Origin of the sequence: Bacillus cereus group sp. MYBK220-1 (assembly GCF_051916445.1) — a bacterium.
GTDB lineage: Bacteria > Bacillota > Bacilli > Bacillales > Bacillaceae_G > Bacillus_A > Bacillus_A cereus.
Genome location: NZ_JBQAGQ010000001.1, coordinates 714902 through 728961, shown reverse-complemented (window position 1 = coordinate 728961; position 14060 = coordinate 714902). Strand labels below are relative to the sequence as shown.

The following is a 14060-nucleotide window of genomic DNA, read 5'->3' as shown; positions in this document are numbered from 1 at the left end:
TCACTCAGCATATAATCATTGTTTGATGAAATGACATATCACGTCCCTTAGAGTTTCAGACATATTACGATAAATTAAAGAAAAAAGATAATAGTAGTCAACGGTTACTATTATCTTTTTTGAACTATTTTTCATTAAAATATCTCATCTGCTGTGCCCCTTATTTACTTTTCTAGATTTTATCCTAGTTTAAAATTTATGCATTTGAACTGTTTATACAATTTGTAGGATTTTTAGCTTTTTTGTCGAATACACTTAATGCAAGGAGGGACATTACATGATTATTAAAGATTATTTCATCAACCTTTCTATTTTTTCTTTATTAGTTAGCGCAGCAATATTTATTCAAGTGTTTACAATTAATTCTAGTCGATATTTCGAAAAGCTCTATGGAGGGATTATTGCAGTTACGTTAATGTTCTTTTCTTTTCCATACATGGGATTTTCCTACGATCTTCGAGTTGTTCCTCTTATTCTATCTTTTATTTACTTTGGTCGTATTGCTGGTTGGATTACGTTAATTAGCATAATTGTAATGCGTATCTTTTACACAGGAGGGTACTGGGAACCTCCTGTGATTGCTTATTTAGGTATGGGGATTCTATTTTCTACCTTTAAAACTTATTTTAAAAAACTACATCCTTTTAAAAGTGCATCGTTATATTTTTCTGTTTTTATTGGAATAAAGTGGTTAGTTGGCGTATTATTTAATACTACATTACTTTACACAGGAGGCTTATTATATATAGCGTTAGGACTTTTAATTGGGCTATTTCTTATGGAAGCCTACCAGAGATTGTATTATTTAACACAGGACTTATCTAAAATGAATCGAGAATTAAAAAAATCGAAGCAAGAACTTGCAGATACCGTACATGAGCTTCAAGGAGGAATTTTTAAATTTAAAAAAGTGGGTAAGCACTTTATACACACTTTATGTGATGGACAGTTTTATTATCAAAACGGATTTTATTCTGAACAGGTGGTAGGAAAAAGCTTACGTACTATTGATGCTTCTATTGTTCCTCCACATTTAGTTCCACAATTGATGAAGTACTATCTTCAGGCATGGGAAGGAAAAGAAATTATATTTGAATTACCTTGGCCAAATGATAAAACTATTATTCTTATTGCGCTTAGGCCGATTAAACGAAATGGACAAGTTATTGAAGTTGTTGGTTCTACAGTTGATATAACCGAAAGGAAAAAGGTAGAATCAGAATTAAGCGCTACCAAAGAATTATTGGAATCATTTATAAAGCACAATCTAGATGCTATTACCATTTCTGATCGAGAAGGGCATATTTTACAAGCGAATAAAGCTTATGAAAAGATATTTGGGTGGTCATCACAAGAAATCATAGGTAAGAGATTACCTTGTGTACCAGATTTTTTAATGGAAGAATCGCTTAAAAATATTCAGAAAATTCTAACAGGTGAATCTGTGGTTACTAGATTAGAAACTGTTAGACAAAGGAGCGATGGGAGTCTTCTTGATGTCAGTCTGACAGTTTCTCCTATACTAGATGTAAGAGGAAATGTGATAGCTTTATCAGCAATATGTAGAGACATCTCTGAAAGAAAACAAGCAGAAAGAGAACGACATCGATTACACCAGCAATTAAGAGATAGTGAAATGAAGTACCGTGCACTAATTGAACAAGCAACTGATGCGGTATATGTAGTAGAGCTGAATGAAGATAATGCTCCAAGTCGATTTATTGAGGTAAACCCTGTTGGGTGTAGAAGATTTGGATATAGTAGAGAAGAGTTGCTCTCATTATCATTTTCAAATATAGTACCACAAGATTCTCAAATAATCGTAAGGTTATTAGAAAAAATTAAAAAGGGACAAACTTCCTTCACTTTGCAAGATGAATATGTTTTTCCAACAGGAAAAGTAATAACAACTGAGTTTAGTGTTCGTGTTTTTAACTTAAATGGTAAAAAAGTTTTTCTAAGTATTTCTCGTGATATCACTGAACGGCTAAAAACAGAAGAATTATTACGAAAATCTGAAAAACTTGCTGTTGTAGGACAATTAGCGACTGTAATGGCTCATGAGATTAATAATCCATTAACTGCAATGAAAGGGTTCATGCAATTACTAAAATCAACGGAAAATGAAAATAATCAAGGTTATATAAATATAGTATCATCAGAGATTGAGCGTATAGAGAGTATTACAACTGAATTTATGGCGGTAGCCAAACCACAGGTGGTAAAAATAAAACCTAATGATATTAGTTTGCTAATGGATCAAGTTTTAATGCTACTACAACCTCAAGCAATGATGCATAATATAAAAATTAGAATCGATCTTAACCCTGGTATTCCATTGATTTCATGTGAAGGAAATCAATTAAAGCAAGTATTTGTTAATATATTAAAAAATGCAATTGAATCTATGCCGATGGGAGGAGAAATTCTCATTCAATTAAATATACTTGATAATAATCAAGTAAGTATTCGTTTTATCGATCAAGGGTGTGGGATTCCAAAAGAACGTATACCATACCTCGGAGAACCTTTTTATAGTATTAAAGAAGAGGGGATTGGCTTAGGGTTAATGATCTGTTATAAAATCATTGAAACACATCAGGGAAAGGTATTTATTGAGAGTGAAGTGAATAAGGGGACTACAGTTGAAGTCACTCTCCCTATTTGTACACTTCAAAATTAAGATATTCTCTTACTGAATTTTTTTAAGAAACCATACAGAATGTAATGCCAATGTTACTTAATGAAATAATAAAGAGAAGAACACTGGTAAATATACCCTATAGAATAGACACTTGAAAAAGCCTGTTATAAAAACATCCTTTCTTTAGAACCAAAAGAAAGGATGTTTTTAATATTGTAATTTTTCTTGGGGACATTTCAAATTTTTACTTGTAATACATTTTTTAACTAATTTTGGTTAAGTTAGTTAAAAAGGTATTATTTTTAATGAGCATATTGACATATAAATATCCCTCATTTTTAAAATAGAAATTTCTAAAAACTATATATAGGTTCTTTTTGAAAGGAAGGGTATTATCAATTGAAACCACATGAAAAAGTACCTGTTCACTCTATAAAATCTTTGCAGGAATTAATGCAATTACTAAAAAAATCTAAAGATTTTATAACGTTGGAGATCGCTTCAAACAAATCCTCTATAGTCATTTCATATTTTAGAACCTTAATCGATGTAAATATATTTCATGAAGAGGTTTTAACTTATATAAAAGAGAAGAGCTTCGATTCATTACAAGATATTCGGTCTGTCTTACCCTTTGAAAATTCAAAAATAACAAATCAAATGGAAGATATTCAGGATAGTATTTTAAACGGCTATATACTTATTCAGTTCGATACAGATAAATTAAATGGCTTGTTAATCAATGTGGCAAAGAAAGAAAAAAGAGATATTACAAAAGCTGAAATTGAATACAATATCGTGGGTCCACAAATCGCGTTTGTTGAAGATTTAGATGTAAACTTAAATTTAGTACGTAGAAAGCTTCCAACACCTTATTTACAAATGAAGGAATTGAAAGTAGGTTCTCTATCTAACACAACCGTTGCGATTGTATATATTGAGGGAATTGTAAATGATCAAAATCTACAAGAAATTATAAAAAGGGTGAGTCTAATAAAAACAGACCACGTTTTGGATAGCACGTATTTGATGCAGTTAATTGCAGACAACCCGAATTCTATATTTCCTCAATTTTTGAATACAGAACGACCAGACCGTGTAGCAGCTGTATTGGCAGAAGGGAAAATTGCACTTTTTGTAGATGGCTCACCTTATGCAATCACTCTTCCAACAACATTAATTGACTTTTTTTCTACGACAGAAGATTACACCATGCCTTGGATTATTGCCTCTTTTTTTCGTCTATTAAGGCTTTTTGCTTTTATGTTTTCTGTCTTAACGACTCCATTATATGTTGCAATCTTAACATATCATTACGAGCTTATTCCAAAAGAACTTCTTGAAACGTTAATCATATCGAGAAGTAAAGTACCTTTTCCTCCATTAATTGAAGCGCTTTTTTTAGAAATAACGATTGAATTACTGAGAGAAGCGGGGGCACGTTTACCAACTAAAGTGGGTCTAACTGTCGGTATAGTAGGTGGTATTGTAATTGGACAGGCATCTGTAGAGGCAAGCCTTACAAGTAATGTACTTATTATTATTGTTGCACTTTCAGCGCTTAGCTCATTTACAGCACCAATATATCGAATTGGTAATACAATTCGAGTAATTCGTTTTCCTTTTATAATATCTGCACACCTGTTGGGTTTATTAGGAATTGTTTTAACAAGCTCTTTGCTTTTAGCACGTTTATTACGTACAGAATCATTAAGACGTCCTTATTTGTTTCCTTTTTATCCTACACGCCCTACAGATTGGAAAGACAGCATTATCCGTTTGCCGATCTCAGCGATGTTTCGACGTCCTATTTTTTCAAGATCTAAACAGCGTTTTCGTTTTAAGCCAGAAGAGGTAGAGAAAAATAAAATCAAATCACAAAATGATTTTGATGATTGAAATTAACAGGGAGGAGCATTATGAAACAGATCCCAATTGAGTATCAAGTCTCTCCATATATGGTGTTTTTTTTAATTATTACTATACAGATGGGGGTTGGTATGCTTGGTTTTGAAAGGATTAGTGCAAAATTAGTTGGAAATGATGCGTGGATTAGTACGCTGCTTTTTGGAATATCTGTTAATCTTATGATTTGGATCATATATCAGATTTTAAATCAGGGTAATGGAGATATCATTGCAATCAATCAAGACGTACTTGGAAAATGGATTGGTGGATTGCTTAACTTCATTTTTTTATCCTATATTATATTGTTAGGTGCAACAACACTACATACTTATATCGAAGTAGTACATGTTTGGATGTTTCCTTCTATTTCATCTTGGGTTATAGCAGGGGCTTTTTTAGGCTTATGTTATTACATTGTGACTGGAGGATTTCGTGTAGTTGCCGGAATCGGCTTCTTTGGAGTCGTTATCCCAAGCATTCTAATCTTCACATTTTTTTATCCTTTGCAGTATGCAGATTTCCAAAATTTATTTCCAATTGCACAGCATTCATTCCTAGAAATTATGAAAGGAATGAAAGGAAATATGTTTAGTTTTTTTGGATTTGAAATGTTATTGTTGTACTACCCATTTATTAAAAAGGCAAGAACCTCTCAAAAATATGCGCACTATGCAAATTTAGTAACGACTATTGTCTACACATACCTTATGATTTTAACTCTTGCGTTTTTTAGTGAAAAACAACTAGCGAGCGCGATATGGGCATATTTAAGCATGATTAAAATTATACAATTTCCCTTTATAGAGCGGTTTGAATACATTATTGTTTCTGTTTGGGCTTTTTTTATATTACCTAACGTTTCCTTTACATTATGGGGAGTAAGTCGTGGTATAAAAGAGGCACTGGGAATAAAGCAAAAATATGTTTTGCCAGTTATCATCCTGTTCATCTTTGTTTTATCATTTTTCTTGAATAACCGTAATAAAATTAACTTATTAAATACTTGGACAGGTCAAATTGGCTTTGTATATATATATGTATACCTACCTATATTATGGCTAATTCAAACCGCCAAAATAAAGTTAAGGAGATAAACATGAAGCGATGGATACTTTTCCTTATAGTAAGTGTCTTCTTAATAGGTTGTGCTAAAACGAAAATTGTGGATGACATTGACTTAGTTCAAGTTGCGGCATATGATACCGAAGCAAAAGGTAAGCTAAAAGGAACCTTTGCGATTTCAGCTTATAAAGGAGGCGGGGAAGGTGAAACGAAAATCTATTCAGCATCAGGCCAGACTGGTAGAGAAGTTCTTGCAAGAGCATCCGAAAAGTCTTCTGGACCTCTAGAGTTGGGGCAATTGCGTGTTATTATATTTAATGAAAAAATAATTGAAAAGGGAATGCAGGAAATTTTAGAGACTTTGAATCGAAATCCTAGTGTAGGAAATGCAATTTATTTAGCAATTACAAATGTAAAAGGGGAATCACTATTAAAGGGGAACTATTCTAAAGAAAAAGAAATTGCTTCCTATCTATCCTCTTTACTGGAGCAAAATATGAACAATGGAACGCAACCAAAAACAAACTTTTTTATGTTTTTAAATCAACTTGATGATGATGCGAGAGATTCCTATTTACCGATGATATCTAAAAAAGGGAATGTGTTGGAGTTAAATGGAATAGCACTTTTTAAAAGATGTAAAATGGTTGATAAAGTGAACCCTAAAGATTTATTTGTATTTAAATTGTTGACAGATAATTTTAAACAAGGTACATACCAATTCAAACTACCTGGTTCTTCAAATACTTATGCCACGATAGAGAATATAAAAGCTAGAACAAAATATAAGATGGAGGGGAATAGTAAGCGTCCATTCGTAAATGCTCATATTCAAGTTAAAGCTGAAATTCAAGAATTTACAAAAACAAAAAATCTAGATAATCCTAAAGAAATAAAAAAATTAGAAAAAATTATGGAAAAAGAAATAGAAAAAAAAGCAACTACATTGATAAAGAGATTTATTAAAAAAGACACAGATCCTATAGGACTTAGAAAGCTTGGTAGAACTCACGTAAGAAAATGGAACAGTCAAGAGTGGGAAGAATCCTATAAAGATTTACGTTTTCGTGTAACAGCTGATGTAAAAGTAACCCAATCTGGTGTTACAGAATAAATCAAATAAAATATGGGTAATTTTAACAAAAATATAGTCTCGCAGGAGATTAGGGAGAAGAGAAACGATTAACAAAGAATTTCATAAACATTAAGATGTTTTGTTAATCGTTTTTATACCTGTAGCTTTATCACTTATAGTAATCATAATTATAATAAAAGAACACCGAAACAAATTCCCGATACCACATAATTATAAGAGGACAATAAAGCATCAAGATATAATGTATGCTTTGTCTGGAAAAAAGAATTTAAGTACTTCAAGGTTAAACACTTAACTTTAAAATAGTAAATTCGTTGCTTGTAGCACTTCAACTAGACTGTGCCCCCGAAAGTTAGAAAGGTCGGTTTATTAAGTAGCCTCTAGGGAATGAGCCTAGTACAATACTGGATTCATTTCCTTTTATTTTTCCTTGATTCTTTCATGATTATAGTATTTTATATACTTTGCTAATTCTGGTTTAAATTCTGTTATACTTTCAAATTCTTTTGATACAGAAATAGACATACAAAAACGCCATTCTTTCTTATAAATTTACAGAAAGAATGGCGTATTCTTCAAAAGTGAGTTCCTTTATTGAAAAGTTTTAGTTCTATATGACAGATAAAAGGGCAAGCAACGCTAAAATAGCGAGAAATCCTTGTTTCATGATAATTGATTTATTGGATGTGAAACCTCCGGAAATAGCTGCTATCACTACACAAATGATGAAAAATAATTGAATCATATAACCAATGGGATTGTTTCCAAGTATAAGTCCCCGAATGAGGCCAGTTGCTAAGAATTCATTATATAAACCGTTTGCAAATTAATTGTCTAAGTATTTCTAAGTTTAAAGAGTACAGTGTCTTCGTTTTTTATTGAATCAACTTTTACATGTTGGTTCAATATTTTCTATTCTCTTGGAACTTAGTTCTCGTTTACTTCTCACAAAAGCAATAAAATCTATTATCTCTTCTGTTGACAGTGCTTCTCCATCTATTAAAAGTGTTGGATCTGGATCGTTTAGGAGTCTTGTAATATCAATTACATCTTTGTTTTGATGTGAATGTTCAATTCGACCTAATATATAATCTACAGATGTATCAAATAAATCGGCTATTTTTGATAAAGATTGTAATGAAGGTAATCTATAACCATTTTCATACCCGGCATAGGTGCTTTTCGCAATCCCAAGTCGATCTGCTGTCTCTTGTAAGGACCATTTTTGATTTTTTCTTAATTTAGATAAACGTTCCAGCATTCGTCTCATACCCCATCTAATTTTATTAAATTAATTATAACATAGAAAAAGAATCAAGAATAGAAAAAAAGTACGCGTATTGAATACAAAATCTTGATTAATTCAAATTAAGTTCTATAATGATAAATATAAATACGCATTACGCGAACGATATATCGTTGTTTATTTTATGGAGGGGTTGTGTATGAAGAAAATTTTATTACTTGCAACTGGTGGGACAATTGCATCTGTGGAGGGGAATGAGGGGCTTGTTCCAGGATTGTCCGCTGAGGAATTATTGAATTATTTTTCGAAGTCTTCTCGAAACTTAGAAATAGATTGCAAAATCTTAATGAATATTGATAGTACCAATATGCAACCTGAGCACTGGAAAGAAATAGCTAATGCTGTTTTTAATCACTATGATGACTATGACGGGTTTGTGATTACACATGGAACGGATACGTTAGCTTATACATCTTCTGCGTTATCTTATATGCTGCAAGGTTTAAGAAAACCAGTTGTTTTAACAGGTTCACAAGTACCTATTAGTTTTAAAAAGACAGACGCAAAGAAAAATGTAGCTGATGCTCTTAGGTTTGCCTGTGAGGATGTTGGCGGTGTGTTTATTGTTTTTGATAGTAGGGTGATTATTGGGACGAGAGCAGTTAAAATGCGAACAAAAAGTTATGATGCATTTGAAAGTGTGAATTATCCATATGTTGCTGAGGTAAATGAAGATGAAGTGAAATATCATTGGAAGCCAACTTCCTCACATAGTGAACTTTCAATAAATACTGATTTATGTACGGATGTTTTTCTTATGAAATTGTATCCAGGTACAAAGCCTGAGGTATTTGATTGTTTAAAAGATTTGTATAAAGGGATTATTATTGAAAGTTTTGGAAACGGTGGATTACCTTTTGAAGGAAGGAACTTGCTTTCGAAAATTCAAGAGTTGACTGAAATGGGGATTGCTGTAGTGATTACTACTCAATGCCTGGAAGAAGGAGAAGACATACTTCTCTATGAAGTAGGACGGAAAGTGGCGCAACATCAAGTAATATTGTCTGGAGATATGAATACGGAAGCCATCATAGCAAAATTGATGTGGGCGCTTGGGAAAACTAATAAATTAGAAGAGATTAAAAAAATTATTGAAGAGCCTTTAGCCTACGATTTAACAATAAAATCTGATAAGGATTGGTAATGACTTCATATGATTTATTTAGGTTTTACATTTAATATGGGGGAGAAATTAAAATGGCAATGACAAACAAGAACGTGCGAGTGGAGAATGATTTTTTGGGAGGAAAGGAATTACCTATTGAGGCATATTACGGAATTCAGACTTTACGCGCTGTTGAAAATTTCCCGATTACAGGGTATAAAATTCATGAAAGTTTAATTAGAGCGTTCGCAATTGTAAAAAAAGCAGCAGCGCTTGCGAATACAGATGTAGGAAGATTGGAATTGAACAAGGGCGGCGCGATCGCAGAAGCTGCTCAAGAAATTCTTGATGGAAAATGGCATGATCATTTCATCGTAGATCCAATCCAAGGCGGAGCGGGTACTTCAATGAACATGAATGCAAATGAAGTCATTGCCAATCGTGCTCTTGAATTATTAGGGATGGAAAAGGGAGACTATCATTATATTAGTCCAAATAGTCATGTAAACATGGCGCAATCAACAAACGATGCATTCCCAACGGCGATTCATATCGCAACGTTAAATGCATTAGAAGGCTTATTACAAACGATGGGTTATATGCATGATGTATTTGAATTAAAAGCAGAACAGTTTGATCATGTGATTAAAATGGGTCGTACACATTTACAAGATGCGGTGCCAATCCGTCTTGGACAAGAATTTAAAGCATACTCTCGCGTACTTGAACGTGATATGAAACGAATTCAACAATCGCGTCAACATTTATATGAAGTAAATATGGGGGCAACTGCAGTTGGTACAGGCTTAAATGCAGATCCAGAATATATTGAAGCAGTTGTAAAACATTTAGCTGCAATTAGTGAATTACCGCTTGTTGGTGCAGAAGATTTAGTAGATGCGACGCAAAATACGGATGCTTATACTGAAGTATCTGCAGCACTGAAAGTATGTATGATGAATATGTCTAAAATTGCGAATGACCTTCGCTTAATGGCATCGGGTCCACGTGTTGGTTTAGCAGAAATTATGCTGCCTGCTCGTCAACCAGGTTCATCTATTATGCCAGGGAAAGTAAACCCTGTTATGCCAGAGGTAATTAATCAAATTGCGTTCCAAGTAATTGGTAATGACCATACAATTTGCCTTGCTTCAGAAGCAGGACAATTAGAATTAAACGTGATGGAACCAGTACTTGTTTTCAACTTACTTCAATCGATTAGCATTATGAATAACGGTTTCCGTGCCTTTACAGATAATTGCTTAAAAGGAATTGAAGCGAATGAAGATCGCTTAAAAGAGTATGTTGAGAAAAGTGTAGGAATTATTACAGCCGTGAACCCTCATATCGGTTATGAAGCAGCAGCTCGCGTTGCGAAAGAAGCAATCGCGACAGGGCAATCTGTTCGAGAACTTTGTGTGAAAAATGGTGTATTGTCACAAGAGGACTTAGAGTTAATTCTAGATCCATTCGAAATGACACACCCAGGGATTGCAGGAGCAACTCTTTTAAAGAAAAATTAAAAGAAGAGGGGGACAAGTCCCTCCTCTTTGTTTACAATATAGGGATTTTATACGTGAATAGAGGTAGGGAGATTATAAGTAAGTATACAGTGGCGTTTAATGGTTCATAGAAACCAAATTAAGAGGAGCAGCAATATGGTCAACACCTCTTTTAAGTTAGTTAACATTGTTATCGTGTCCGCTATTTGGTTACTTAATACTTTAATTAATGTTTTTACCAATTAATTATTACCTCAAAATGCAAAGTTTTTGGAAATAACTATTTTAGATGTGAGATGAAAATGGGGGATAGATACTTAGCATTTAATAAAAAAGATAAGATTACGAAAGGTAATCTTATCTTTTCATTAAGAATAACGAATTGTAGCTTCAAGGTTTCAGAATGACTTTTATACAGTCATCTTCACGATTATTAAAAATTTGATAACCGTAGCTCGCTTCTTCAAGGGGGATTTTGTGTGTAATAATCTCTTTTGGATCAAATTCTTTATTTGTTATTTTTTCAAATAGTTCCGGCATAAAATGAATGACAGGTGCTTGTCCCATTTTAAGATTAATATTTCTAACCCAAAATGCCCCGAGTGGAAATGCATTATAATTGCCACCATAAACGCCAGTCATTTGAACCGTTCCATATTTCCTTACGGCTTTCGTAGCGATTTGAATAGGGCCGAGAGTTCCGCCTTGTAGTTTCAATTTTTGTTCCAGAAATTCTAGAGGCGATTTTTTTCCATCCATTCCCACACAATCAATGACTACATCGGCACCGCCATGTGTAATTTCCTTTAAATGTTCTCCCATATCTGGAAATTTTGTAAACTCAAATACCTCAACATTGTTAATCTTTTTTGCATAATTCATTCGATAATCTAAGTAGTCCACTGCAATTACACGTTTAGCACCTTGCATCCAAGCAAATTTTTGTGTCATTAATCCAACAGGCCCACAACCAAGGACGATAACAGTATCACCTGGCTTAACGCCTGCGTTTATTACACTCCAATATGCTGTTGGTAAAACATCTGATAAAAATAGTAGGGATTCATCTTCAAGTTCGCATGATTCCGGTATAACAAATGGAGTGAAATTTCCAAAAGGAACTTTTAAATATTCTGCTTGTCCGCCTGGATGATTACCAAATTTCTCTGTATAACCAAAGTATCCACCAGAATCGTAATGAGGGTTTGAGTTATCACATTGACTTTCCATTTCGTGTTGGCAATAGAAACAATGTCCACAAGAAACGTTGAAGGGGATCACAACACGATCGCCTTTTTTCACTTTAGTGACATCTGGCCCGACTTCTTCAACGATTCCCATTGGTTCATGGCCGATAATGTATCCTTGAGGTAAGGGCATGTTGCCTTGATATAGATGTAAATCAGAACCGCAAATAGCGGTTGAAGTAATTTTTACAATAATATCATCTTTTTTCTCTAATTTTGCATCATCCACTTGTTTAACCTGTACTTGGTTTGGTCCTTGATAGGTTACAGCTTTCATCTCATATCTCCTTTTGAATTATGTCTCAAAACATAATTTTATTTAATCTCTTGGTGAAATAGAAATCTTTCTTTTATTTACTGAAGGGAATTAGAAAGTATACATAGTGTTGTTATGAAAGTATGTTATATCAGTTATTCTTTCTTATATGTTTTGCCCTACTTTAAGAAAAAAATCAATTTTTATTCATAATCTAATTTCCATAAAAAGGATAATTATTATTTCATAATTTGTAGCATATTAAAAACATCGGAGGTGAAACAATATGGGAAAAAATAATAGTGGAAGTCGTAATGAAGTATTAGTTCGAGGCGCTGAACAAGCTCTTGATCAAATGAAATATGAAATTGCACAAGAGTTTGGTGTGCAACTTGGTGCAGATACAACAGCTCGTTCAAACGGATCTGTTGGTGGTGAAATTACAAAACGTTTAGTAGCAATGGCAGAACAACAACTTGGTGGTAGAGCTAACCGCTAAGTAAATTAGCTTAAAATATAGCAAATATGTAAATCAATTTCTTTTGTGTATTCATAAAAATAAAAAACCTTATATTAAACAGATTCTCACTCAAAGATTATTGATAATCTTCTTTCATAATCTTTGAGTATTTAATTTGTAAACTACTTTCCTAAACAATAAACACGCAGTGTTGGAAAGGTGTTTTCCATGCATAGTAGAAAATCTTTTGCAGGAAAAAGCATACTTAAAAATTTGATTTCAATATTGAAATCAATATTTATTATGATATTTTCGAAAGGTAGGAATTTAAAAATGGGTATATTAAGTGGAAATCCTCAAAATGAACCTTTACATTACGGAGAAGTATTTGACATTTGGAGTTATCTTCTTGCTGCACAGGGTGCAATTGCAAGCCATCAAGTGTTTATGAATCACACAGGTGATGAAGATTTGAAGAAGTTTTTAGAAGGCTTAATTGAAAATGATATGAATTCGGAAATAGAAGAATTAAAAGCTCTTTTAAAGATTAATGGGGTCGCTTTACCGCCTGCTCCTCCAGAACGACCAGTTGCATCTATCGAAGACATTCCTCCTGGAGCACGTATTAATGATGTTGAAATTGCTGCAGCTGTTTCTACAGGATTAGCAGCTGGACTTGTGACATGTAGTCAAGTAATGGGAAAATGTCTTCGAGAAGATGTAGGTATGCTATTCGGACAATTTCATATGAAAAAAGCGCAGGCAGGTGTAACTCTGCTACGTTTAAGTAAGAAAAAGGGATGGGTAGTTCCACCTCCATTACATGTAAGAAATTCTGACCAAGCGTAATAAACAAAAATAAAAAAGTGGCGTTGGCCACTTTTTTATTTTTTAGATGTATCCTTAAGCTTGGATTTATTTATTGTGGAAGAATCCATATATTCATCTGATATCTCCATAGCGTATTTATCATGGTGAATATGATTGTGTTCTCTTAATTCATTGTCATTACGCAGTACTAACTTCTGCATATAAATATGGAAGAACACTTCTATTCCGCCAATAATTAAAGCAGCTAAAAATGAAGAGAATCCAATATTATGAGTAGAATCTAAATTAGTAAACAAGGATGTTAATAACCAAATTCCAAAGAAGCTTAAACCGAAATCTGCCATTGTAGCAATCGCATTTCCGTATTTAGGTAAAATGAAGAGATCTCCGATTAAATAGGCAGTTCCCGTAAGGAAAAGAGAAATTAATAATACTCTAGGAATTGAAATGCCTTGAAAGATACTGAGCATGATTAGCAATACTGCAGTTATCGCTGTGTACTTAATTAATAAGGCAACAATATGTTTCATTATTTTCCTCCATTGTTTAAATGTATATGGAATACAATATTTCATTAAAAACGGATTATGCTTTTATGTAGCGTAACCCGTTTTAATCACCCTTTAATGGTAAGAAGTACAAC

General features: G+C 33.2%; 11 protein-coding genes and 2 pseudogenes. 8 read left to right on the top strand and 5 right to left on the bottom strand.

Annotated elements, in window-relative coordinates; genetic code table 11:
- Positions 1 to 277 precede the first annotated feature (277 nt).
- The 4 genes from ACTFRU_RS03755 (at position 278) to ACTFRU_RS03740 (ending at position 6728) form a co-directional block, all read left to right on the top strand.
- On the top strand, positions 278 to 2683 hold the full coding sequence (locus tag ACTFRU_RS03755; RefSeq protein ID WP_440037479.1) for a PAS domain S-box protein: 2406 nt from the start codon (positions 278 to 280) through the stop codon (positions 2681 to 2683).
- A gap of 360 nt (positions 2684 to 3043) precedes the next feature.
- Positions 3044 to 4543: a spore germination protein gene (locus ACTFRU_RS03750; RefSeq protein ID WP_440037478.1), complete on the top strand. Its 1500-nt coding sequence runs from the start codon at positions 3044 to 3046 to the stop codon at positions 4541 to 4543.
- Positions 4544 to 4563: 20 nt separating this feature from the next.
- Positions 4564 to 5646 (top strand): GerAB/ArcD/ProY family transporter, encoded by a 1083-nt coding sequence (locus tag ACTFRU_RS03745; RefSeq protein ID WP_440037477.1) that lies wholly within the window; start codon positions 4564 to 4566, stop codon positions 5644 to 5646.
- A 2-nt stretch (positions 5647 to 5648) separates the two neighbouring features.
- Positions 5649 to 6728, top strand: a complete 1080-nt coding sequence (locus ACTFRU_RS03740) for a Ger(x)C family spore germination protein (RefSeq protein WP_440037547.1) — start codon at positions 5649 to 5651, stop codon at positions 6726 to 6728.
- 402 nt (positions 6729 to 7130) lie between these two features.
- Here ACTFRU_RS03740 and ACTFRU_RS03735 read toward each other — a convergent pair.
- The 3 genes and pseudogenes from ACTFRU_RS03735 to ansR form a co-directional block, all read right to left on the bottom strand.
- A pseudogene (locus tag ACTFRU_RS03735) lies at positions 7131 to 7217 on the bottom strand (IS3 family transposase); the annotation flags it as partial.
- Positions 7218 to 7320: 103 nt separating this feature from the next.
- Positions 7321 to 7536, bottom strand: a pseudogene (locus ACTFRU_RS03730) (DUF1304 domain-containing protein); the annotation flags it as partial.
- Between the two features lie 57 nt (positions 7537 to 7593).
- Positions 7594 to 7971 carry an HTH-type transcriptional regulator AnsR gene (gene ansR / locus ACTFRU_RS03725; protein WP_000893569.1) on the bottom strand — a complete coding sequence of 126 codons (378 nt, stop codon included), beginning with the start codon at positions 7969 to 7971 and terminating at the stop codon, positions 7594 to 7596.
- Between the two features lie 184 nt (positions 7972 to 8155).
- Between ansR and ansA the strand changes: the two genes are divergently transcribed.
- Positions 8156 to 9160 (top strand): asparaginase, encoded by a 1005-nt coding sequence (gene ansA / locus ACTFRU_RS03720; protein WP_000722300.1) that lies wholly within the window; start codon positions 8156 to 8158, stop codon positions 9158 to 9160.
- 53 nt (positions 9161 to 9213) lie between these two features.
- Complete coding sequence (gene aspA, locus ACTFRU_RS03715) at positions 9214 to 10644, top strand: aspartate ammonia-lyase (RefSeq protein WP_001251924.1); 1431 nt, start codon at positions 9214 to 9216, stop codon at positions 10642 to 10644.
- A 369-nt stretch (positions 10645 to 11013) separates the two neighbouring features.
- Here aspA and ACTFRU_RS03710 read toward each other — a convergent pair whose 3' ends face one another.
- Complete coding sequence (locus ACTFRU_RS03710; RefSeq protein WP_000649085.1) at positions 11014 to 12147, bottom strand: zinc-dependent alcohol dehydrogenase; 1134 nt, start codon at positions 12145 to 12147, stop codon at positions 11014 to 11016.
- 265 nt (positions 12148 to 12412) lie between these two features.
- Here ACTFRU_RS03710 and sasP point away from each other — a divergent pair, with 265 nt between their 5' ends.
- Positions 12413 to 12625, top strand: a complete 213-nt coding sequence (gene sasP, locus ACTFRU_RS03705; protein ID WP_000517671.1) for a small acid-soluble spore protein, SasP family — start codon at positions 12413 to 12415, stop codon at positions 12623 to 12625.
- A 294-nt stretch (positions 12626 to 12919) separates the two neighbouring features.
- Positions 12920 to 13435 carry a DUF3231 family protein gene (locus tag ACTFRU_RS03700; protein WP_001986359.1) on the top strand — a complete coding sequence of 172 codons (516 nt, stop codon included), beginning with the start codon at positions 12920 to 12922 and terminating at the stop codon, positions 13433 to 13435.
- 35 nt (positions 13436 to 13470) lie between these two features.
- On the opposite strand, the gene ACTFRU_RS03695 is transcribed toward ACTFRU_RS03700, so the two are convergent.
- Positions 13471 to 13947 carry a YndM family protein gene (locus tag ACTFRU_RS03695; RefSeq protein WP_440037476.1) on the bottom strand — a complete coding sequence of 159 codons (477 nt, stop codon included), beginning with the start codon at positions 13945 to 13947 and terminating at the stop codon, positions 13471 to 13473.
- Positions 13948 to 14060: the final 113 nt, after the last annotated feature.

Coding starts and splice junctions, on each gene's coding strand:
- ACTFRU_RS03755 (WP_440037479.1), top strand. CDS start 278: ATGATTATTAAAGATTATTTCATCAACCTTTCTATTTTTTCTTTATTA.
- ACTFRU_RS03745 (WP_440037477.1), top strand. CDS start 4,564: ATGAAACAGATCCCAATTGAGTATCAAGTCTCTCCATATATGGTGTTT.
- ACTFRU_RS03740 (WP_440037547.1), top strand. CDS start 5,649: ATGAAGCGATGGATACTTTTCCTTATAGTAAGTGTCTTCTTAATAGGT.
- ansR (WP_000893569.1), bottom strand. CDS start 7,971: ATGCTGGAACGTTTATCTAAATTAAGAAAAAATCAAAAATGGTCCTTA.
- ansA (WP_000722300.1), top strand. CDS start 8,156: ATGAAGAAAATTTTATTACTTGCAACTGGTGGGACAATTGCATCTGTG.
- aspA (WP_001251924.1), top strand. CDS start 9,214: ATGGCAATGACAAACAAGAACGTGCGAGTGGAGAATGATTTTTTGGGA.
- ACTFRU_RS03710 (WP_000649085.1), bottom strand. CDS start 12,147: ATGAAAGCTGTAACCTATCAAGGACCAAACCAAGTACAGGTTAAACAA.
- sasP (WP_000517671.1), top strand. CDS start 12,413: ATGGGAAAAAATAATAGTGGAAGTCGTAATGAAGTATTAGTTCGAGGC.
- ACTFRU_RS03700 (WP_001986359.1), top strand. CDS start 12,920: ATGGGTATATTAAGTGGAAATCCTCAAAATGAACCTTTACATTACGGA.
- ACTFRU_RS03695 (WP_440037476.1), bottom strand. CDS start 13,947: ATGAAACATATTGTTGCCTTATTAATTAAGTACACAGCGATAACTGCA.